Genomic DNA, 21089 nt, shown 5'->3' on the forward strand with positions numbered 1-21089 from the left:
AAGATTGGAGAGGACTTATACATCATGGAAATATTACTTGCTTCACTTGCCCTAATCTGGGGTAATGTAACGGCCGCTAACCCGGATGCCAGCTTCGAACAGCTTGTGCAAGCTTCTCTGAATGCGAAGAATGCAGTTGCGATTGTTCAACCTACACCATCCCAAGAAACAGATCCTTTAGCACCTGTAAACAAATTGGATCCGCAGAAGGACGCACCGGTCATTAAAGGTGTTTACGCCACGGCTCATAGTGCGGGAGGATCTCGGCTCAATACACTTGTGAAGCTGCTCGACGACACGGAACTGAACTCACTGGTCATTGATGTCAAAGATGATTGGGGCTACATCACATGGGAAACAGGGAACGCCGAGCTTGATGCAATGGGAACGACTCAGAAAATTATTGGTAATATGCCAGGTTTAATGACCACCTTGAACGAACATAAGATTTATCCAATTGGTCGTATTGTTGTATTCAAAGACACGATTCTTGCCAAGAAGAAACCAGAATGGTCTTTCGTCAATCCAGATGGAACTCTGTGGGGGAACGGTAAAAACCCACCGGACAGCTTCGTAAATCCATATAACAAAGAAGTATGGGATTACAATATCGCAGTAGCAAAAGAAGCCGTAAAAGCTGGATTTAAAGAAATTCAATTCGACTACGTCCGATTCCCGGAAGGTTTCGAGAAAAGAGCTGACATTCTCAAATATACAAAGGATGAACGTTCACGTATTGATGCTGTCGCTTCCTTCGTCAAATATGCCAAAGAACAATTGCAGCCACTTGGTGTTCGTGTATCTGTCGACATATTTGGTTATGCGGCCTCTGTTCCAGCAGCGGAAGGCATTGGTCAAGATTTCGAGAAAATCTCTCAAAATGTCGATGTTATCGCTCCCATGATTTATCCAAGTCATTACAGCACAGGCTGGTTTGGCTCCAAAGTGCCGGATGCAGCACCTTTTGTCACTATCGATGGAGCATCCAAGGATACAACCAAGAAGCTGGAAGCCATTGATAAGAAAGGTTGGAAACCGATTGTTCGGCCTTGGATTCAAGATTTCACCGCTTCTTGGGTACCTGGTTATATCAAGTATGGTAAACATGAAGTGGAAGAACAAATACGTGCTTTGAAAGAAAACGGCGTGAATGAGTTCCTCCTATGGAACGCCAATAACAACTACACACCTGATGTGAAATACTAACATGGAGACACCCTGAGGGCACTAAGAGCACTCGGGGTGTTTACTTTCGTTTTCGGTTTGATTTATCATGTAATTAAAGGAGTTGAAATGCAATGAATATTGTCGCCATTACTGGGATGGATTTGACTTCCATGCAAAATCAGATGCCGCAAGACTTGAAGGAACGCTGCCAATTTCATTGGTTTAAATCTTCAAGTGAAGCCGGGGAACACATTGCTGATGCAGATGTCATTATCACGGCTGGTCGCCTAAATCCGGACACCCTCAAGCAAGCTACCAAGCTGAAATGGATGCAAACCATATCCGCCGGCGTTGATAAACTTCCTCTCCAAGAATTAGCCAGGCGTAATGTCATACTATCCAATGCCCGTGGGGTACATACGATCCAGATGAGTGAATTTACGCTAAGTCTCATGCTGCAATGGGTTCGTAAAGCGAATCTTCTTCATGAGCGTCAGCAAAGTAAAGTATGGGATAATCAAGTCAGTTTTGGTGAGCTTTATGGTAAAACGATTGGCATTATTGGTGCAGGTGCAATCGGCGAAGCTGTTGCTCGCAAAGCTAAGGCCTTTGATATGACGGTCATTGGGTTGAATCGTTCCGGATCGCCTGGGCCTGCCTTCGATTCGACGGTCAGCGGAGAAGAAGGATTAACAACTTTGCTTACACAAAGTGATTTCGTCGTTCTTCTACTTCCTAGTACAGCTAAAACGCGAGGTTTCTTGACCAAAGAACATCTGCGCTTAATGAAACCAAGTGCTTTCTTAATCAATCTGGCTCGCGGTGATGTCATTGAAGAAGAGGATTTGATCCATGCGCTGCAAGAAGGCCAGCTGGCAGGCGCAGCACTCGATGTTTTTGAGCAGGAGCCATTACCGTCAACTTCTCCCTTATGGAACATGGATAATGTTATCCTTACTCCGCATATCGCTGGATCTTCCGCTCACTACACAGAGCGAGTTTCCACCATTTTCTATCATAATCTAAGAGCTATATTAGATGGCACCGAGATGATGAATGTCGTAGATTTAACAGAAGGTTATTAACATACGATAACGTACCACAGCCCAAAGTGGATCTCCTAGGGATGTGGTACGTTATTTTATTTGCTCGGTATAACTGTGAGCCCTCTCATATAAGGTCTCAGAGCTGGTGGCAGATAGATTGAGCCATCTGCTTGCTGATGGTTTTCAAGTAAAGGAATAAGAATTCTTGGCGAGGCGACAGCCGTATTATTAAGGGTATAGCAATAACGCAGCTCACCGCTCTTATCCCTATAACGTAAGCCACTGCGGCGAGCTTGAAAGTCCAGAAGGCTTGACGACGAGTGCGTTTCTCCATAGCTATTCCGGCTAGGCATCCACGTCTCAATGTCATACTGCTTGTAGTTTTTGGCGCCCATATCTCCTGTACATACAGCAACAACATGATAAGGAAGCTCAAGTAATTCTAAAATATCTTCGGCATTCCGTGTGATTTGATCTAACATTTGATCAGCAATGGCGGGATCATTCTCACAAAGAATCACTTGCTCAACTTTGGCAAATTGATGAACACGATATAATCCGCGTACATCTCTACCTGCCGAACCCGCTTCTTTACGGAAACAATTCGATACAGCTGCCAGTTGTATCGGCCCCTTTGATAAATCTATCATTTCATCCGCATAATACGAAACCAACGGACCTTCCGATGTGCCTACTAACCATTTATTCTCATCCTGTAATTCATAGGTCTGGACCTTCCCAGCCGGGAAAAAGCCCGCATTCTGCAGCGTCTCTTCCCGCACCATCAAAGGGACATCCATCACCGTGAACCCTCGATCTGATAGCAGATCAAGAGCAAGCTGTTGAACAGCTCTGTGTAAATAAAGCCCCATCCCTTTGAGGTAGTAATTCCGGCTTCCAGCCACTTTCACTCCGCGGGGGAAATCGAATAAATCTAACTCCTCACCGATTTGCATATGATCACGAGGCACAAATTCAAACGAGGTAGGCTGACCCACTACTTTCCGTACAACATTATCTTGATCGGTAGCCCCGATTGGAGTTTCAGGTGAAACCAGATTCGGTACGGTAAGCATTAACTCCTTGAAACGCTTCTCCAGTTTCGCAAGCCCCTCTTCGTATTCCGTTAATGTTCGGTTCCAGCCGCGGACCTGATCTTTCAGAGCCTCAGCTTCTCCCTTTTTCTGCTCAGCCATACACTGAGCAATCTGAGCAGATGCACGATTGCGTTCTGTGCGCAGCTGATCCACTTGTTGATGCAGAAGCCTTTTCTTCTCATCTACCTCAAGCAGCTCATCAAGGGGACATTCTACCCCTTTATTTTGTGCCGCTTCCTTCACTTGATCCTGATGCATCCGAATCCATTTGATATCCAACATACCACTCACCGCTTCCTTTTCTATTATGGGAAAAAGACAAAGAACGCCCCTGTCCGATTGGGACGAGGAGCGTTCTGCTCGCGGTGCCACCCAACTTGATGATAACATTAACATGTCATCATCCGCTTGGTTCCGCGATAACGGGCGGTGCCGGTTTATTTAGAGTAAGGCGATGTATTCTGCGCCTTACCGATCATGAACGTCTCCGAGTTGGATGCTCTTCACAGACCTAATGTCGCTTTGTATGTTGTTCGATATTATAAACGAAGTTATGATACAGGTCAATAAGCGTTTGTTCCAATGTAGACCTACTGGGATAAACGACTTGCCAATTCATAAAGTTCTGTATTAAAAGGACGCTTTGTATTGACAACTAAATCAATGTCAGTAGCTACTAACTCCCCTTTGATCACACCGCATGCTTTGGAAGAATCGCCTTCCATAAGCTTACGTACAGCGAAATCACCGAGACGGCTTGCCAAGATTCGGTCATTGTGTGTAGGAGCTCCGCCGCGTTGAATATGGCCAAGAACAGTTACACGAGGCTCAATCCCAACAGACTCATTAATCTGCTTAGCAATCCCATCACCGGTTCCCGCTCCTTCAGCAACGAGAATGATACTATGGCGTTTACCATGAGAGAAATTATCCTTCATGCGGTTAGCCACTTCATTAATGTCGACTTCAACCTCAGGGACGATAATCGTTTCCGCACCGCTTGCTAGTCCAGCATAGAGTGCGATCTCACCGCAATGACGCCCCATGACTTCTACAACGGATGAACGTTCATGCGAAGTCATCGTATCACGAAGCTTGTTGATCGCATCCACCACAATGCTTACTGCTGTATCAAAACCGATCGTAAAGTCAGTGAATGGGATGTCATTGTCAATTGTACCAGGCAGACCCATCGTTTTGATGCCCAACTTGCTTAGCTTATTGGCACCTTGATAAGATCCATCTCCACCAATTACGACCAATCCATCGATGCCGCGTTTACGCAAGTTTTCTGCACCAATCTGTTGGCCTTCTGGCGTTAAAAACTCTTTGCAACGAGCCGTTTGTAAAATGGTTCCCCCACGTTGAATGATATCCCCAACGCTGCGCAAATCCATTTGGCGAATATCATCGTTAATTAAACCATGGTATCCACGTTGTACCGCATAGACTTCGAGACCATGGAATAATGCGCTTCTTACAACCGCACGGACGGCCGCGTTCATTCCCTGAGAGTCTCCGCCGCTTGTTAGAACGGCAATTGATTTTACTGCTGACATTTCATTTCCTCCTAATATAGGGATCTTTGGGCGTAGCTCAAAGTCTCCCTGCTTTAATTCTTCTGAATGTCATTCATGATGACGTACGGATGTACATGCTATTTAGCCAGAAAAATAACCGGGTTAATGGACTATTTTTCATAAGACGCTTCGATATCTTCTTCACTTGCTGTTGGCCGTTGACCTTTGGATCCGACAAATAGAGCGCAAGCAAACCTTCGATTATCATACGATGAAATCGCGGATGTTCCAAGAACAAAATTTTGCTACGAGCCTCTTGCACGATAAAGGCAATTCTCTCAACGGTTGCTTCCATAGATTCATAATAACTGCAAAAGTTCAGGTCTCCACCCAAGATATCTTCTTCCTGATCGATTAAATAATCAAGTAAAATATGCAGACCGCACACATAGGGGAAATAAGCCTCCCGTATAGAATCGACCTGTTTTTCACTCAAATGAGGATCACAAGCTGCAAGGAAAAGCATAAACATGCCTAACGTTGAACCTGTGGCTGCTGCAAATTCATTCCAAGAAATTTGGCTATACCTATGATGATGCTGATCCCACCACTGATGAAGCTCAGGCTCCCGCATATCCTTGCGAATATGCTTGTACACTTGTAAGTCGCAGTATAAGGCTACGAAATCTCGCACCTGATCGGCTACTTGTGTATATGACGGAAGCAGACTAATACAAGACTGACACTTTTGGACGAGTTCTGTTAAATAGTTTCCGTCCTCTTTCTCTTGTCTGTATGCATAGTAATCGTTCAAAGGCTGAGAAGGATCAACAGCATCCAACATCGATTGGTGCAATTGACGGAAATCCTGGGGATCCAAAGATGTGCTGCGATCACACAGATTATCTAAATAATCGCTAATCGTTTGAAACGCAACAATGAGCGGGATAAGTACATGACGCATCGACAAATTAGCAGCCGCATAAACAGCGCCACCTTGACAATGAAATTGTTTCGTAGCGATACTGGCTAATGCTTGAGTACGCAGCTCGCTATCTGGGATATTTTCCGCCTTTAATTTCCATATGGAAAGCTGATCGCTTACGTCTGGTAAAATATAACGGTACACCCTGACCATTAATCTTATTGGGCCTTGTGGAACCTTTGTGCTACTTCTGTCCAATTGCTTCAAGCAGACTTCCTCCACAACTTTGTTCATAGCAATACTGCAACAATAACTGCATTTCATATCGTTGAATATGCCGCAACCATTGATCAACAATAGGATTTTGAACCAGGGATACTTGTAACTCTACGATATCTATGAATACACAAGGGACCCATTCCGGAGAAGTAATAAGCACTTCAAGCTTCTGACGAAGGGCTTCATTGTCCAAATCCGCCAGGTCTTTTACAGTCAAATAATCGCTCACACGTTGTAGTAAGTTAGAGAAAATAGGATGATGACCGACATCGTTGAACCAATACTTCGCATTGCTGTAGTCCCCCTCCATCCGATGCATCAGAGCATGCCAGTAGCTGCCTGTTGCATTCGTGATTTCCTGGGCAATATCATGGGATTTATCTAAACTCTCATTCAGTAAAAAAAGACCCGCTTTAATCGCCAATCCATAAGACTCTTGCCCCGGACTGCCTTGGGTCATCATAGCTGGGACAAGCGCTTCAATGCGTGCATCGATACTTCCATCCCATTCTTCAATCGGATATAAAGCAGGTAGATGCTCCAAGAGCGGCTTTGCAATAGCTTCCAGCCAGTTATCCCCATCCTTATTGCTATGCATGCAGTCATTCTCCCTTCATTGACAACCATTATTGGTGGGTTTTCGATTCCAATTCCTGATTCGCCCGGAACCAAAGATGAAGATCATTTATGATAGAAGCTAAGTCAGCAATTTCGGAATTCAAACGGCATGATGTGGGAAAATCGTCTTCCTTGTCCAGCTGATTTTGTTTGTAAATAATCGTCGCCTCTAGCTTCATAATGCGGTCAGGAATTGCACCGCGAACTTGTTCCCAATGTAATAAAATATCAACACGCACACTGGGTGGATAATTCTCCCATTCCACTTCTAACACGGGAATCTCAATTCCGAGTCTGGCATCGTACTGGAAATAGCAGCTCATTCTTCTGTTAAACCTCCTTGCAGTAAAAACTGGCTGCGACTTGTTCAAGAAACATTCTACCTTTAAATGTATCACTTCAAACCTTGGGTTTCCAGTTAAAATTGTATGTCAACCTGATTTCATTTTCTGGTATACTTAAATAACGTTTTTAAAAGGGAATTTTTAGTAAGAGTTAATCTTACGAAGCTAGTTTTGCTAAAGCAAAACACTAAGGAGTGCGATTTAGATGACCGCTAAGACAATAAAAGAAAACATCACATGGAAACAGCTCATCTCCTTTTTCCTCCCCCTCGGCCTTTCAGCAACACTAGTTACCCTCTCGCATGTTATTATCAATAGCACCTTGGCCAGGGCCGATAATCCGGAAGTTGTCATTGCCAGCTATGCTTTGCCTTTAAGCTTACTTGGCCTAACCGAAAAACCCGTTGTATTGCTGCGACAAGCTTGCTCAGCCCTTGTAAGAGACCGCATCTCCTTTCGAGCCATGGCAGCAGTTAGTTCTTATGTATTCGCGTGCATCATTCTCATTGGTCTCATTTTATGTTATACACCTGTTGGAGAATGGGTATTTCTTTATTTTTTTGGGGTTGAACGTGAATTATTAGACACTACGCTTAGTGTATATCGCATCTTGATGTACGTGAGCATATTCTCAGGACTACGTTGCTTATTTCACGGTATCATTATTTTTAATATGCGGACCAAATGGTTGACCATAGGAATGTGCGTGCGAATCATCGCCATGTATTTGTTATCTTTATATTTTATTACAACGGATAATGTATCTAGTGGCCGTGTTGGCGCCATTATTTTCTTAGTGGGAATGATTATTGAAGCTATGGTTGCTGTATGGGAAGGAACTAACTTACTTCGAACCGTCATACCAGAGAAGGCGCCTGATCATCCGATTGAAACCAAACAACAAATTTTCAGCTTCTATAAGCCCCTTCTGTATTCTTCGATCATTGCCGTCGTCATTGGACCCGCCATAAATGCCATATTAGGTAAAACAACGCATATTCATTTAGCGATCTCCTCATATGCAATTGCCGGCTCCTTGACTCAATTGGTTTTGAGTTTCTTTTCTTATATTCATCAAATTGTTTTGAATTTCTATCGCAAAGATGCTAGAACTGTTGTCCGTTTTGTACTCCTTCTTAGCTTTATTCCAGGAGCACTCATCGCTATTCTTGCCTATACAGCTATCGGACCCTGGTTTATGACACATGTCATGGGTGTTAATTCCGAACTGATGCATGCAAGCTTGCTTGCCATGCGTATATTTATGATCATGACGATTGTATTTCCGTGGCTTGATTACATGAACGGTATTATTATGTTGAGGGGCCAAACGAAAATCATGGTTTTCTCTCAAACTGCGAATGCTATCGTTACCGTGTTAACCTTATTCATCGCCATATCAAATGCACCCGGTTGGAATGGCTTGATCGGTGCCCTCGCGCAATCTGTTGGTATGCTAGCTGAGCTTCTTGTCGTACTCTATGTACTCAAACGAACGTCCGAAAACGAGCCAACGAATTTTTCTACAGAAAATTTGTAAAGAAATCGAGTGATAACTACTGATGAAAACGTCTATTCCTACAAAGCCACAAGACCATCTACTCAAATTGTTCACGTTTTCCTTTTTTATGACGATGGGGATTGTAGTTACTTTTTTTCCGCTTTACTTTGATTACAAAGGATACTCCAAGATTCAAATCGGTTTACTGTATGCCATTGGACCCCTGATTGGGATAGCGACCAACTTGCTGTGGGGATTCCTTAGTGATCGCTTCCAAACGGTTAAGAAAATCATGATTATTCTGATTATTGGTCAGCTGGTCACTGCCATCCTGGTATTTACCGCGGGTTGGTTCTCCTTACTGTACATATGTTTAGCGATGTTTTTCTTCTTCCAGCAGCCCGTAAATTCATTGAATGACAGCCAGTTAATGCTAAGTATTCGAGATAGCGGCAAGAGCTATGCCTCCTTCCGCGTCTGGGGTTCCATCGGTTTCGCCGTATCTGCCGGAGGTTTCGGGTTACTTCTTAGATACTATGGTACAGGGCTCACGCCAATACTATGCCTACTTACGATTAGTTGCACTTTAGTCATTGTCTTTTTGCTAAAAGATGCGCGTCAAGGTGGTAAGAAGATGGCATTCGGGGGCATGCTCGATATTATTCGTTCTAAGAAGTTCATCTGGTTCTTAGTGTTAGTCATTATTATGTCCGTTTCACATCGTTTCAACGATGGATTCCTGGCCTTGTACATGCGCCAGCTTGGGGCTTCTGATTCCCTAATTGGCTATGCTTGGATGACTTCGGCTCTTAGTGAAATTCCGGTGTTTTTCTTTCTTAGCAAGCATGGACATAGGTTCAAAGAATTACCCCTGCTTGCCTTTGCCGGAATCATATATGCCGTGCGTTTCTTCATTATGGGTTCTATTCAAGATCCCACTTGGGTCATTGGGGTTCAATTGTTACACAGTTTAACATTCGGTATCTTCTTATTCACGGCTAATCGCTATATTAGCCAAATCATTCCTGATGAGTATCGCTCCTCTGGGCAAGCCATCTTCGCTGTTGCTTGGTCTAGTATTGCAGGACTAATAAGCGGCACGTTAGGCGGTTGGATTTTTGATTTAGCTGGTGGAAGCACAGTCTATGTCATTGCAGCTTGCTTATCGATCGTCGCGGCCATTGGGTTCCTGGGCACGCATATATTTCAAAACGATGAAAGTGAAAGTATGCCTAGTGGTCGATGAGTTTTAAAATGAAGGGGTTGATCACGTGTTAGCCATTGAACGGTTATCTCACAGTTTCCGCACAGGCCAAGAAGAAACTCCCGTTCTTCATGAGCTTAATTTCCGAGTAGAGCAAGGAGAAATGGTTGCTCTGCTCGGTAGTTCAGGCTCAGGGAAATCAACTCTGCTTAATTTAATGAAGCCCACCCGTGGCAGTATTTTAATCGCTGGACAGGCCATTGAGAAAATGAGCGAAAACCGCTTGGCGGAATTTCGGCGGACTCATATCGGATTCATCTTCCAATCTTATGAATTAATACCACATTTAACCGTTCGCGAGAATGTAGAACTGCCACTTGTATTCCAAAGTGTCGCAAGTCAAGAACGTAAACAAAGAGCAATCGCTCTCTTACAGCAAGTCGGTATCGGGGATAAGTCTGATATGTTTCCGTCACAGTTATCTGGAGGACAACAACAACGTGTCAGTATTGACCGCTCCTTGATAACGAAGCCCGCTATCGTCTTTGCCGACGAACCGACAGGCAATCTGGATACGAAGACGGAGAAAGAGATCATCGATCTACTCATTGACTTGAACCAGAATGGCATCACGTTCGTTATTGTTACCCATGAGCATGAAGTTGCACGCAGAACGCAGCGTATTTTGCTGCTTCGCGATGGTTATTTACTGGAAGGAAACGATCAGGAAGGTGAGGCCGGATGAAACTTAAGGATTATCTTCGTCTTGGCTGGGACCAGCTGCAGCGACGCAAGGTTGTGACAGCACTTTGTACCGTCGGAATTGCCATTGGCTCGGCTTCCATTATGGTTGCTCTTGGCTTTGGCGAATCTATTCAACATTACAGTCAGAAGCAAATGAGCTTCTATCTCAAAACCGATGAAATCACAATCGTTGACCAAAACAGCGATCCTAACAGTCCTTCTAAAGTTACGTCAAGTAAGCTCGATCTCATTCGTACCTTTCCTCATGTTAAATCGGTTGCTAGTTTTCAAGATTTAGGACAATTCAGCTTCACTGTCGATGACGGCAAACAAAGCTACCTTAATCTCAAGGCAACGGAGTTGAGTACTTTAGAGGACTTTGACTCCAAGTTCCAACAAGGAGGGGCTAGTGATCAGGTTAATAATATCGTCCTCAATTACGGGGCTACACTTGGTGTCTTGGATGTAAAGACGCAGGAAGTACGTAATAAACTTATGCAGCAAAATCCTAGCAAGGAACAGTCCGAAACCTATCGTCAAATGGGTGCTATTCCTTACCCTCTATATCAAAAGCAAATATCATTGAAATCGAATAATAACCAAGAGCAGTCAGGTAACCAGTCAGGGACTACAACCCAACCAAATGAGGTGACAGTTCGCGTCATTGGAGTACTGAAGAAGCCCGATGGATTGCCAGAATCCATGCTGCAAGGGAACAAAGCTGCCTATGTATCCCCTGAAACAGGTCTCAAAATTCTACAAGCCCAAAATAAGTCCTCAACAAATAGACATGTTCAATATTCAGAAGTTAGAGTCAAAGTAGATAGCAGTATGAATGTGAAACAAGTAGATGAAATGATTAAAAAACTTCAACTCACAACGCAGACTAATTTGTATCAAGAAGATCGTATGAAAGGCGAGTTTGCCATTGGCGTAGAACGACGTGATATTGAGATTGGGTTGGAAACCCCTGAGAAAACCGAAGTGCTAAAAGGTCTGAATGAAGGCGACACGGTTGTGCTGCAGTAGCAACTGCTTTATAATAAGGATAAAGTCTTAGTACCAAGTAACAAAATGTGCACAATTCAAGCAGCAAAGGCAGGTAGTTGTTTTTTATGAATTATGAAGATTTCAAGACGATTGTACTAGAGCGCCGCAGTGTTCGAAACTTTACAGAGCAAGAAGTTGCCACGGAAGATATTCGTGAAATTATCGACTGCGCCAGATATGCACCCAGCGATACAAATTCCCAGACATGGAAGTTTATTGCGATAAGAAATACAGAGAAAATCAAACATATCGAACAATTGACCTGGGACCAACTCCATCTCCGTGCGGCGGCTGCCGAGGAAAAGGGACTTTCTAGAGAAGCCCGCTTGTTGGTGAAGTCATTCGGTCCCTATGCTACAGCATTCTCCGATGCTCCTGTACTTATCATTTGCTTAGCAACTCCTTACGAATCGAAGTTCCGTGATCGTATTTTTGATCCGATTCAGCTCGTTGAAGACACCGTATGGGCCGAAGAAGGCATTAAGAGCTCCTGCTTAGCCTCTCAGAACCTGATGCTCGCTGCGCACGCTAGAGGCTTGGCAACCTGCCCGATGACGGGCCCTGTGCTGCTGGCCCAAGATCAGATTCGAACTTATCTCGACATTCCAGAAGAATGTCAGATTAATATGGTCATCTCCCTCGGTTATCCGAAGGATCGTCCAGGCAAACTGGCACGCAAAGAAGTCGATGATATTCTTCAAATCATCGACTAATACGATTGAAAGGAGCTGCCGCATTCGCGGACAGCTCCTTTTGTTTAGGCGTCAAATTCCATTGCTTATTTCATGGCAAAATTTAATTAATTAAACATTATAACGTTATATTTACTTCGTTAATTTTCTGTGCTATTGTAACATTATAACGTTATACTCTTTACATTATAGTCACAAACTTCTCCTACATATGTAAGGAGAAATCTAGGCAATCTTAAATGTAAGTGTTAATAAATTGAGTTGCAGAAAAAGGTGACAAGCATGCAAGAGAGATTCGTATTGCACAACGTAAAGCACGTGAATGGAGAATGTCTCGATATTGTAATTGAAGACGGAAAGATCGCTGATTTGACCAGCGTTGGTAGTGGACATGGGAAGCATATTTTTGATTATTCTGGTGTTTATGTCTCGAGCGGCTGGATCGATCTACACACCCATGCCTTTCCTGAGTTTGATCCTTATGGCGATGAAATCGATGAGATTGGAATCAAACAAGGTGTAACTACTATTATAGACGCTGGAAGCTGCGGTGCTGACCGAATTGCAGACTTAGTTGCAAGTAAAGAACGAGCCCAAACGAACTTGTTTGCCTTTTTGAACATTTCACGAATTGGTTTAAAAAGAGTCGATGAATTATCCAACATGGCATGGATAGATCATGAAAAGGCTGTACAGGCCGTAAATCAATATAAGGATGTCATTGTTGGATTAAAGGCAAGAATAAGCAAAAGTGTTGTTCGTGACTGCGGCATTGAACCTTTGCTCGCTGCACGTGCACTTTCTCTTGAAACTTCTCTCCCCTTGATGATCCACATCGGTTCTGGACCGCCTAGTATTGAAGACATCCTTTCACTATTAGAGAAAAAAGATATCATTACCCATTATCTGAATGGAAAAGCTAATAATCTTTTTGAAGAGGATGGAAAACCGTTACAGGCGTTTACGAAAGCTATTGAAAGAGGCGTGCATCTGGATGTTGGACATGGCACTGCAAGCTTTTCTTTTAAGGTTGCGGAAGCAGCAAAACAACATCATATCGGTTTAGATACCATCAGTACAGACATCTACCGCGGCAACCGATTGAACGGCCCTGTATACAGTATGTCCCATGTACTCTCAAAATTTCTTTACTTAGGCTACTCGCTTGAAGAGGTCATCGCAGCAGTCACCGCACATGCAGCACACTGGCTTGATAAACCAGAGCTTGGTCGAATTCAAATTGGTGACGTTGCCAATCTAACCCTGTTTACGGTTCAAAATGAACAGACTACACTTGTTGATTCAGAAGGTGACAAACGTATAGCAGATCAAATCATACAAGCCAAAGGAGTGGTTGTGAATGGCTCTCTCGTTAAATGCTAAATATGGTTTAAAACGTGTCATCAATGCAAGTGGACGAATGAGCATTCTAGGTGTATCTGCTCCGACAGATACGGTCATGGAAGCCATGAAGCATGGCGGGCAAAATTACGTTGAGATTGCGGATCTCGTTGATAAAGCAGGCGACTATGTTGCCAATATCCTAGGTTCCGAAGCTGCGGTTGTCGTCAATTCGGCCTCAAGCGGTATCGCTCTCTCTGTCGCGGCTGTTGTGACTGAAGGGAATCGCCGCAGAAGTGAACGACTGCATCAAGAGCCTATTGCTAAAAGCGAAATCATCATGCTCAAAGGTCACAATGTCCAATACGGAGCACCCGTTGAAACAATGATCTACTTGGGAGGCGGTAAGCTTATTGAAGTTGGCTACGCCAATGAGGGTAAAGCTGAGCATATTGAAGATGCGATTACTGAACATACAGCTGCTATTCTTTACGTGAAATCCCATCATACCGTCCAAAAAAATATGATTAATGTTGAAGAAGCATGGGAGATTGCACAGCGTAATGGTGTTCCGCTTATCGTTGATGCTGCTGCAGAAGAAGATATTCAAAAGTATGTAAAATACTCAGATCTTGCCATCTACAGTGGTTCAAAAGCCATTGAAGGTCCAACCTCAGGGATTATTGGCGGGAAACGAAGCTTTATCGAGTGGGTAAAAGTACAACTTCATGGTATTGGACGAAGTATGAAAGTTGGCAAAGAAACCACTTTCGGCTTACTTCAAGCGCTTGATGAATATGGCGTCAAAGAAGATAAAAGCGAACAAGAAAAAGCAGCTTTGCAAGTGTTAATGCCTCTCAGTGAAATGACAGGTTTAAAAGTAAACATTGTACAGGATGAAGCAGGTCGTGCGATTTTCCGCGCGCGCATTCAAATTGATCCTGAGCAAACTGGCACTACGGCCAAGGAAGTTGTAACAGGACTGCAGAGCGGTGAGATTGCTATCTACACACGTGATTATGGCGTGAGACAGGGCTATTTCGATATCGATCCACGTCCGCTTCAAGGCGATGATATTGAGGTTATCGCAGCTCAAATACGTAAATTAGTAGGAGGCAAATAATATGTCCAACATCGCAAAACGTTTCTATAAAGGCCGCGCGGCATTGAATGTATTGGCTAATAGTGTAGAGAATGCTCAAGAGATATTCGAAGCAGCGGAAGGTTATGTACTTGTAGGCGTTCTTTCCAAAGACTATCCAACGGTTGAATTAGCTGTAGAAGAAATGAAAGAATATGGAAAAGCCATTGACGAAGCTGTCTCAATCGGACTTGGCGCTGGCGATAATCGTCAAGCTGCAGTTGTAGTAGCCATTGCGAAGCACTATCCGGGCAGCCACATTAACCAAGTATTCCCTGCCGTAGGTGCAACGCGCGCCAATCTTGGCGACCAAGATAGCTGGATTAACAGTTTGGTGTCCCCTACTGGACGCATCGGCTATGTCAATATCTCAACAGGTCCAGTGAGCGCTGCGCAATCCGAGCATGCGATTGTACCTGTTAAAACAGCGATCGCGCTTGTCCGCGACATGGGCGGCAATGCCTTGAAATATTTCCCGATGAATGGCTTAAGCTGTGAAGACGAATTGCGCGCTGTTGCACAAGCATGCGGAGAAGAAGGTTTTGCGTTAGAACCAACTGGCGGCATCGACATGGATAATTTCGAAACGATCCTGCGTATCGCGCTGGAAGCTAAGGTTCCACAAGTCATCCCTCACGTGTATTCATCGATCATCGATAAAGATACTGGAAAGACGAGAGCCCAAGATGTTCGTGAATTACTGGCGATCATGAAGAAACTGGTTGATCATCATGGCTAAACGAATTGCTGCTTTTGGAGAAGTCATGATGCGCTTGCAGGTGCTGGGGTATGAACTCTTATCCCAAGCTAGCAGTTTGAATTATTCTTTCTCCGGTACAGGCGTGAATGTAAGCTCAGCTTTGGCGCGCTTAGGGCATACCGGGTACCTGATTTCCAGATTGCCGGCTAATGCCGTGGGTGATGCTGCTGAATCATATTTGCGAAAATTAGGTATCACACAATCATTCATTGTTCGAGGCGGCAGCTACTTGGGCATGTATTTTTTAGAAAATGGATTCGGTGCGCGGCCCAGCCGCGTGACATATTCTAATCGCCAGGAGAGCAGCTTCAACACAGCCCCTGAACACACTTATCCTATTACTGAAATCGCCAAAAATATTGATATCATACATTTCTGCGGTATTACGCTGGCCATGAATGATGGGGTACGTAAGCAAATGAAAGATTTGGCTAGAGCGGTCAAAGCGCAGGGCGGCACCGTTGTCTTCGATTGTAACTATCGTCTTGCCCATTGGGGCGAAGACGGTTATGCAAAGGCTAAACCGCACTATGAGGAAATGCTAGAGCTGGCTGACATTGTCATGATGAACGAAAAAGACGCGATGTTTACCCTCGGCATGCATACGGATCAGATCGAAAGCCAAGAACAATTGACGGATCTGATTCCAGCCGTCGCGGGGCAATATCAGATCTCTGTCATAGCAGGCACACACCGTAACATTAACGGTGACAACACGCATTCCTTGCGCGGATTTATCTATAAGGACCAAAGCTTCACCTTTTCTAAACTGCTCACGTTTTCTATCTATGATAGAATTGGTGCAGGAGATGCCTACACGAGCGGTATCGTACACGGAGAAATTCAGGGATTTTCACCGGAGAAAACAGTCGGATTTGCAGCGGCCGCTGGCATGCTTGCACATACCATTGTAGGCGATACTCCGATGTCATCAGAAAGCGAAATTCTTCGTGCGATGACGGAAGCAGTAGGCGATGTAGAAAGGTAGTGATTGGATTGGTGAATTTATCCCGCAATAAAAGACCTTTATATTTACAAATCATGAATATCCTGAAGGATCGCATCTTACACGGTGTGTATCCCTTAGGAACGAATATACCGTCAGAGCCACAGCTAGAGCAGGAATTCGATGTAAGCAAGATCACCATTCGCAATGCCATCAAAGAACTTGCGCAAGAGGGATATTTGGAAAAGAGCAGCGGCAAAGGGACCAAGGTTATACGAAATGCTTCTACGTCCAAGCTTTCCAAATGGAAGCGTTTTACAGAAGTTCTAGTTGAAGAAGGCCATCAAATTCACAAGCAATTGTTGCGAGCCGAAGTTGTAACGAATGATGTAGGCACAGAACCTTATCAATTATTTGGGGAGCGCTGCTTGTTCATCGAGCGTCTTTATCACTTGAATGACACACCCTATATTCACTACTCTCACTATCTATCCATGCAAATGTCAAATATCGAACTCTCGGATTTGAATGATCAGTCCTTGTATGAATTGCTTGAGGAGCACGGAATTGCCTTAGAAAAGTATCGAGATGAGTTTGCTGCTGCCACTGCACCTTCTCATGTGGAAGAAATCTTGCATGTAAAAGAAGGAACCCCTCTATTGAAGAGATTACGTTATTCGTATGATGAAAGTGGCGATCTGATCGAATTCAGTAAAGGGTATTACAGCACGGTCATGCACAACTATGTAGTCAATTATGACAGTTAAGATACGCGAAAAAGCACAGTTCCTTTTCTCGTCCACACGATGATAACGCTTACTACAACATGGAGAAGAGGGATTATATATGAATATGTATCTATTAATGGTTACATTATTAGCGATTGTGATTGTCATTTTAGGAGTAGCCTGGTGGAAATGGCATGCATTTATTAGTTTAACCGTTGCCAGTTTGTTCTTAGCGATTATGGCTGGGTTATCCATGGATAAAATTGTTGGTGCCTATGAAACCGGAGTTGGAAACGTTTTAGGCCATCTAGTTGGCATATTGGCTTTAGGTACGATTTTAGGAAAAATGATGTCAGATTCAGGCGCAGGCACACAAGTGGCCAATTTCTTCATACGGGTTTTTGGTGAAAAAAGATTGCCTTGGGCCATGCTGCTCTCCAGTTTTATTATAGGGATCCCTGTATTTTTTGACGTAGGGATTGTCATGCTGCTGCCTTTGGTCATCTCCATTCATAAATCAACGAAACAAAATATTTTGTTAATCGGCCTGCCCGTCATTGCCGGATTATCCATTGTTCATGGTCTTGTGCCACCGCATCCGGGGGCAATGACAGCCATCGGTATCTACAAAGCTGATATCGGAAAAGTGCTTATCTACTCTCTCATCATTGCAATCCCAGCGGCGATCATTGCAGGTCCTTTGTTTGCTAAATGGGTGCATAAGCGAGTGATACCAGAGAATGAACCAGAGCTGCTCAGCGCAAGCACAGAGCCTGAGAAACTGCCAGGTGCCGGCATCTCGTTCTTTATTATCTTATTGCCTGTATTATTGATGGTCTTGTCGGTTGTTGCACCCTATCTGTCACTTCCTGTCGGATTTATGAAGTTCCTAGTCTTTATTGGGAACTCGGTGATTGCGCTTCTAATTTCATGTTTTGCAGCCTTCTACTTCTTAGGCATCCGCCAAGGCATGAATAAAAATTATATCAGCAAGCTATCCCATGAATGCCTATTACCAGTAGGTTCGATTATTTTGATTATCGGTGCTGGCGGCGGGTTTAAACAGATCCTTATCGCAAGCGGCGTCGGTACATCCATTGCTCAAATGGCCGAGAATATCTCCCTTTCTCCTATTGTTCTAGCTTTCATGGTTGCTGGATTAATCCGTGTCGCGACAGGTTCGGCAACAGTCGCATTAACGACAGCGGCAGGTATTGTTTCGCCGATTGTTGAGCATATGTCAGGCGTGAATTTGGAGCTGCTCGTTATCGCCACAGGCGCAGGGTCTCTCATGCTCTCCCACGTCAATGACGCCGGTTTCTGGATGGTCAAAGAATATCTCGGGTTAACGGTCAAGGAAACGTTTAAAACGTGGACGGTACTTGAGACACTGCTCTCGTTTATTGCATTCGGAACTGTGCTGCTCGTAGATATATTCGTATAACATTTGGCTGCTCTTCAAAAATAAATAAGCCTATACATTTCCTCAAGGGAAGTGTACAGGCTATTTTCAATCGTCTTAACCGATACGTTGCATTTCTTCTTCACTAATCTCGAAATTAGCAAATACGTCCTGCACATCATCATTATCATCAAAGGCATCCATCATTTTAAGTAGTTTCTCAGCGTTTTCGCCATCCACATTAACCGTATTCTGTGGAATCCAACGAACTGCTGCAGAGCTGAAACGGAAGCCTTCCTTCTCAAGCGCATTTTTGACGCTTTCGATTTCATGCGGATGTGTAATAATTTCAAAGCACTCTTCCGAAGTCGTCAAATCTTCTGCGCCTGCATCCAGAACTTGCAGCATTAGCTCGTCCTCTTCGACTTCAAACTCCTCACGGTTCAGTACAAGAACACCTTTCTCATCAAACATATACGCTACACAGCCAGATTCACCCATGTTACCTCCGCGTTTATTAAACACAGAACGAACATCCGCAGCTGAACGATTGCGATTATCCGTTAGGCATTTGACCATGATGGCTACTCCTCCTGGGCCATATCCCTCATAGAAAATTTCTTCGTATTCAACGTTATCGCCGTCACCAGTGGCTTTCTTAATGGCACGTTCGATATTATCATTAGGCATTTGAACCTGGCGTGCATTCATAATGGCTGTTTTCAAAGCATAGTTAGCATCCGGATTGGATCCGCCTTTGCGGGCAGCAACATAAATCTCACGACCCAATTTAACAAACTGATTATTTTTGGCCTGATCGGCTTTTCCTTTGCGGTCTTTAAACAATTTGAATTTCATCGGTTTAAACGCTCCCCTTATCATTTTGCCACTCTAGCTTACCATCCAGCCCCTTTGCGGTCAAAGAAGAATCGCAAAAAAGACAGCCCCGAGTGGATTCGGGCACTGTCTTTTGTTGTTTTGTGCTATGACACTCTATTTATAAGTGGGAAGTCCCAGTTTCTTATAATTTGGTGACGTTAGCTGCTTGAGGACCACGGTTACCTTGAGTAATATCAAACTCAACGGATTGGCCTTCTTCTAATGTTTTGAATCCTTCGCCCTGAATTGCGGAGAAGTGAACGAATACATCGTCGCCTCCATCAACAGAAATGAAACCGTAGCCTTTTTCTGCGTTAAACCATTTAACTGTACCCTTCAAATGAACAACCTCCTAAAAATATCGCCATCTATGACGAATAAGGAAATTATACCATTATCAAGGGGATAAATCAACGAAAAAAACAGTGTGGATAAGCTAATATTTGTTGATGTACCAACGATTTCCACTATGCAGAGGGGTGTTTAATTATGCTTAAATATTGATGAGAATTTGGCAAAAAAGGCAGTCTAGCTTCCCTTTTTCGTACCAAATATCCTTCATTTGTGAGCTCATTTATTAATTTTGAAAGCTTGCTATATTCGGCTTGCCGAAAATTCAATAACGGATAAATACGCACTTCGCCACCAGGCTTACAAGCACGAAGCAGTTCCTTAACAGCTGCCCGATGAAAAGCGTAGTCGAATTGTTCTTCATATAGAAAGAGAAAATGACTGCATAAAACGAGATCAAAGCTCGCTTCGGCAAATGGAAGTGAAGGAAGACAACCAGCATGATACCTGGAAGCTGTATCTTTACTCGAGAAATCATTTACAAACTGCTTGAGGCCTTTAATGCGTCCAGCTTTGTGTTTGTCAACAGAACCATAATACGTCCAATCATACACATCTACTAATTTTTCCATTTTGGCTGCAACAAGCTCGATTTCTTGCAATCCATGCTCTGCAATCGCATCTGCACACTTCTCATACAGAGGATCAACCGCTTCTGAGAATATACCTAGCTGCTGCGCTTCTACCGTAAAGGAAGATGCACCGCCGGCAACATCTAAGACTCGCTTACCAATTAAATTTTCCGTCTGCAAAATAAACATTTTCTCATATTCTGCGTACGATCTTGAGGTCATCGCAACCCCAACTTGCTCATAAATACGCTTTTGTTCCATGCTCATCTCTCCTCTGCTCAACTCTTTGGCCCTGCCTAACTGCCTCATAACCCATTCCCTATGGAAAGGATTAGGAGGATTTTATCATAGGACCATGATTGGAGGCAACAAGAAATTGACAGCTGCTTGTTTGGAAATCGCCACTTTTTGTGGTACGATTGCTTATATCTTTGAGCTCAATGCAGAAACGAGGAAAACAAGTGTCAAATCAACCTTTCAAGAAACACGTTATTTACAAAAAAGATAAATGGAACATGCTGAATGTCGAGGTACAAGGCAGCAAAATCGTACTGACCGAAATAACCGATCAATGGGGCGAAGAGTGCCACACCTTCATCGGACGACCAGCTATGTTACACTGGGCCAGTGAGCGGTTTGCCAAAGACAAATTCCAAGGCACAGATGAAGAATGGCAAGCCATCATGGATGCTTTCAAAGAAGTTTAAATCTTTGGTCCAAATGCCTTGACTTTCACATCCACCCTTCTTATAATTAACTTATAAGTTCATACGTATCACTCC

22 protein-coding genes are annotated in these 21089 nt (G+C 43.8%); 14 read left to right on the forward strand and 8 right to left on the reverse strand.

What is annotated here, in order from left to right; translation table 11 throughout:
• Positions 1-24: 24 nt before the first annotated feature.
• Positions 25-1206: a putative glycoside hydrolase gene (locus QFZ81_RS25135; RefSeq protein WP_307440456.1), complete on the forward strand. Its 1182-nt coding sequence runs from the start codon at positions 25-27 to the stop codon at positions 1204-1206.
• A gap of 92 nt (positions 1207-1298) precedes the next feature.
• A complete protein-coding gene (locus tag QFZ81_RS25140; protein WP_307440454.1) occupies positions 1299-2252 on the forward strand; it encodes a D-2-hydroxyacid dehydrogenase in 954 nt (317 codons plus the stop codon).
• A gap of 56 nt (positions 2253-2308) precedes the next feature.
• Here the strand turns inward: QFZ81_RS25140 and serS are convergent, their stop codons facing one another.
• The 5 genes from serS to QFZ81_RS25165 form a co-directional block, all read right to left on the reverse strand.
• A complete protein-coding gene (gene serS, locus QFZ81_RS25145; RefSeq protein WP_307440452.1) occupies positions 2309-3592 on the reverse strand; it encodes a serine--tRNA ligase in 1284 nt (427 codons plus the stop codon).
• A 308-nt stretch (positions 3593-3900) separates the two neighbouring features.
• Positions 3901-4869, reverse strand: coding sequence for a 6-phosphofructokinase (pfkA, locus tag QFZ81_RS25150; RefSeq protein ID WP_307440449.1), 969 nt, complete (start codon positions 4867-4869; stop codon positions 3901-3903).
• A 73-nt stretch (positions 4870-4942) separates the two neighbouring features.
• Positions 4943-5968, reverse strand: a complete 1026-nt coding sequence (locus tag QFZ81_RS25155) for a tetraprenyl-beta-curcumene synthase family protein (RefSeq protein WP_307449498.1) — start codon at positions 5966-5968, stop codon at positions 4943-4945.
• A gap of 31 nt (positions 5969-5999) precedes the next feature.
• Positions 6000-6632, reverse strand: a complete 633-nt coding sequence (locus tag QFZ81_RS25160) for a hypothetical protein (RefSeq protein WP_307440446.1) — start codon at positions 6630-6632, stop codon at positions 6000-6002.
• A 28-nt stretch (positions 6633-6660) separates the two neighbouring features.
• A complete protein-coding gene (locus QFZ81_RS25165; RefSeq protein ID WP_307440444.1) occupies positions 6661-6975 on the reverse strand; it encodes a hypothetical protein in 315 nt (104 codons plus the stop codon).
• A 226-nt stretch (positions 6976-7201) separates the two neighbouring features.
• Here QFZ81_RS25165 and QFZ81_RS25170 point away from each other — a divergent pair, with 226 nt between their 5' ends.
• From QFZ81_RS25170 to QFZ81_RS25220, 11 genes are all read left to right on the forward strand, one after another.
• Complete coding sequence (locus QFZ81_RS25170) at positions 7202-8536, forward strand: polysaccharide biosynthesis protein (RefSeq protein ID WP_307440441.1); 1335 nt, start codon at positions 7202-7204, stop codon at positions 8534-8536.
• A gap of 22 nt (positions 8537-8558) precedes the next feature.
• Positions 8559-9743, forward strand: coding sequence for an MFS transporter (locus QFZ81_RS25175; protein ID WP_307440439.1), 1185 nt, complete (start codon positions 8559-8561; stop codon positions 9741-9743).
• A 25-nt stretch (positions 9744-9768) separates the two neighbouring features.
• Complete coding sequence (locus QFZ81_RS25180; protein ID WP_307440437.1) at positions 9769-10446, forward strand: ABC transporter ATP-binding protein; 678 nt, start codon at positions 9769-9771, stop codon at positions 10444-10446.
• Entirely contained in the window at positions 10443-11474 is a 1032-nt protein-coding gene (locus QFZ81_RS25185; RefSeq protein ID WP_307440434.1) for an ABC transporter permease, read from the forward strand. Before QFZ81_RS25180 ends, QFZ81_RS25185 begins: the two co-directional genes overlap by 4 nt.
• Before the next feature lie 86 nt (positions 11475-11560).
• Positions 11561-12208 (forward strand): nitroreductase family protein, encoded by a 648-nt coding sequence (locus QFZ81_RS25190; RefSeq protein WP_307440433.1) that lies wholly within the window; start codon positions 11561-11563, stop codon positions 12206-12208.
• A gap of 261 nt (positions 12209-12469) precedes the next feature.
• Positions 12470-13570, forward strand: a complete 1101-nt coding sequence (locus QFZ81_RS25195; protein WP_307440431.1) for an amidohydrolase/deacetylase family metallohydrolase — start codon at positions 12470-12472, stop codon at positions 13568-13570.
• Positions 13548-14651 (forward strand): DgaE family pyridoxal phosphate-dependent ammonia lyase, encoded by a 1104-nt coding sequence (locus QFZ81_RS25200; RefSeq protein WP_307440429.1) that lies wholly within the window; start codon positions 13548-13550, stop codon positions 14649-14651. The genes QFZ81_RS25195 and QFZ81_RS25200 overlap by 23 nt, the downstream gene beginning before the upstream one ends.
• 1 nt (position 14652) lies before the next feature.
• Positions 14653-15408, forward strand: a complete 756-nt coding sequence (gene dagF, locus QFZ81_RS25205; protein WP_307440427.1) for a 2-dehydro-3-deoxy-phosphogluconate aldolase — start codon at positions 14653-14655, stop codon at positions 15406-15408.
• Entirely contained in the window at positions 15401-16417 is a 1017-nt protein-coding gene (locus QFZ81_RS25210; protein ID WP_307440425.1) for a sugar kinase, read from the forward strand. The genes dagF and QFZ81_RS25210 overlap by 8 nt, the downstream gene beginning before the upstream one ends.
• Positions 16418-16428: 11 nt before the next feature.
• The gene (locus QFZ81_RS25215; RefSeq protein WP_373463790.1) at positions 16429-17142 is read left to right on the forward strand and encodes a GntR family transcriptional regulator; all 714 of its coding nucleotides are present in this window, start codon (positions 16429-16431) and stop codon (positions 17140-17142) included.
• 79 nt (positions 17143-17221) lie between these two features.
• Entirely contained in the window at positions 17222-18547 is a 1326-nt protein-coding gene (locus QFZ81_RS25220) for a GntP family permease (protein ID WP_307605269.1), read from the forward strand.
• A gap of 75 nt (positions 18548-18622) precedes the next feature.
• Here QFZ81_RS25220 and QFZ81_RS25225 read toward each other — a convergent pair whose 3' ends face one another.
• From QFZ81_RS25225 to QFZ81_RS25235, 3 genes are all read right to left on the reverse strand, one after another.
• The gene (locus QFZ81_RS25225; RefSeq protein ID WP_307605270.1) at positions 18623-19363 is read right to left on the reverse strand and encodes a YebC/PmpR family DNA-binding transcriptional regulator; all 741 of its coding nucleotides are present in this window, start codon (positions 19361-19363) and stop codon (positions 18623-18625) included.
• A gap of 163 nt (positions 19364-19526) precedes the next feature.
• The gene (locus QFZ81_RS25230; protein ID WP_028556542.1) at positions 19527-19724 is read right to left on the reverse strand and encodes a cold shock domain-containing protein; all 198 of its coding nucleotides are present in this window, start codon (positions 19722-19724) and stop codon (positions 19527-19529) included.
• A 127-nt stretch (positions 19725-19851) separates the two neighbouring features.
• Complete coding sequence (locus QFZ81_RS25235; RefSeq protein WP_307605271.1) at positions 19852-20568, reverse strand: class I SAM-dependent methyltransferase; 717 nt, start codon at positions 20566-20568, stop codon at positions 19852-19854.
• A 179-nt stretch (positions 20569-20747) separates the two neighbouring features.
• On the opposite strand from QFZ81_RS25235, the gene QFZ81_RS25240 reads away from it, so the two are divergent.
• Positions 20748-21014 carry a hypothetical protein gene (locus QFZ81_RS25240; protein ID WP_307605272.1) on the forward strand — a complete coding sequence of 89 codons (267 nt, stop codon included), beginning with the start codon at positions 20748-20750 and terminating at the stop codon, positions 21012-21014.
• Positions 21015-21089 lie beyond the last annotated feature (75 nt).

This window comes from Paenibacillus sp. V4I9 (assembly GCF_030817295.1).
In the GTDB taxonomy this organism is placed as follows: Bacteria; Bacillota; Bacilli; order Paenibacillales; family NBRC-103111; genus Paenibacillus_E.

What these genes read in the sequence shown, in the direction of transcription:
- QFZ81_RS25135 (WP_307440456.1), top strand. Translation starts at nt 25, where the DNA reads ATGGAAATATTACTTGCTTCACTTGCCCTAATCTGGGGTAATGTAACG.
- pfkA (WP_307440449.1), bottom strand. Translation starts at nt 4,869, where the DNA reads ATGTCAGCAGTAAAATCAATTGCCGTTCTAACAAGCGGCGGAGACTCT.
- QFZ81_RS25170 (WP_307440441.1), top strand. Translation starts at nt 7,202, where the DNA reads ATGACCGCTAAGACAATAAAAGAAAACATCACATGGAAACAGCTCATC.
- QFZ81_RS25185 (WP_307440434.1), top strand. Translation starts at nt 10,443, where the DNA reads ATGAAACTTAAGGATTATCTTCGTCTTGGCTGGGACCAGCTGCAGCGA.
- QFZ81_RS25165 (WP_307440444.1), bottom strand. Translation starts at nt 6,975, where the DNA reads ATGAGCTGCTATTTCCAGTACGATGCCAGACTCGGAATTGAGATTCCC.
- QFZ81_RS25195 (WP_307440431.1), top strand. Translation starts at nt 12,470, where the DNA reads ATGCAAGAGAGATTCGTATTGCACAACGTAAAGCACGTGAATGGAGAA.
- QFZ81_RS25140 (WP_307440454.1), top strand. Translation starts at nt 1,299, where the DNA reads ATGAATATTGTCGCCATTACTGGGATGGATTTGACTTCCATGCAAAAT.
- QFZ81_RS25220 (WP_307605269.1), top strand. Translation starts at nt 17,222, where the DNA reads ATGAATATGTATCTATTAATGGTTACATTATTAGCGATTGTGATTGTC.
- QFZ81_RS25175 (WP_307440439.1), top strand. Translation starts at nt 8,559, where the DNA reads ATGAAAACGTCTATTCCTACAAAGCCACAAGACCATCTACTCAAATTG.
- QFZ81_RS25240 (WP_307605272.1), top strand. Translation starts at nt 20,748, where the DNA reads ATGCAGAAACGAGGAAAACAAGTGTCAAATCAACCTTTCAAGAAACAC.
- QFZ81_RS25190 (WP_307440433.1), top strand. Translation starts at nt 11,561, where the DNA reads ATGAATTATGAAGATTTCAAGACGATTGTACTAGAGCGCCGCAGTGTT.
- serS (WP_307440452.1), bottom strand. Translation starts at nt 3,592, where the DNA reads ATGTTGGATATCAAATGGATTCGGATGCATCAGGATCAAGTGAAGGAA.
- QFZ81_RS25235 (WP_307605271.1), bottom strand. Translation starts at nt 20,568, where the DNA reads ATGGAACAAAAGCGTATTTATGAGCAAGTTGGGGTTGCGATGACCTCA.
- dagF (WP_307440427.1), top strand. Translation starts at nt 14,653, where the DNA reads ATGTCCAACATCGCAAAACGTTTCTATAAAGGCCGCGCGGCATTGAAT.
- QFZ81_RS25160 (WP_307440446.1), bottom strand. Translation starts at nt 6,632, where the DNA reads ATGCATAGCAATAAGGATGGGGATAACTGGCTGGAAGCTATTGCAAAG.
- QFZ81_RS25225 (WP_307605270.1), bottom strand. Translation starts at nt 19,363, where the DNA reads ATGAAATTCAAATTGTTTAAAGACCGCAAAGGAAAAGCCGATCAGGCC.
- QFZ81_RS25210 (WP_307440425.1), top strand. Translation starts at nt 15,401, where the DNA reads ATGGCTAAACGAATTGCTGCTTTTGGAGAAGTCATGATGCGCTTGCAG.
- QFZ81_RS25200 (WP_307440429.1), top strand. Translation starts at nt 13,548, where the DNA reads ATGGCTCTCTCGTTAAATGCTAAATATGGTTTAAAACGTGTCATCAAT.
- QFZ81_RS25155 (WP_307449498.1), bottom strand. Translation starts at nt 5,968, where the DNA reads ATGGTCAGGGTGTACCGTTATATTTTACCAGACGTAAGCGATCAGCTT.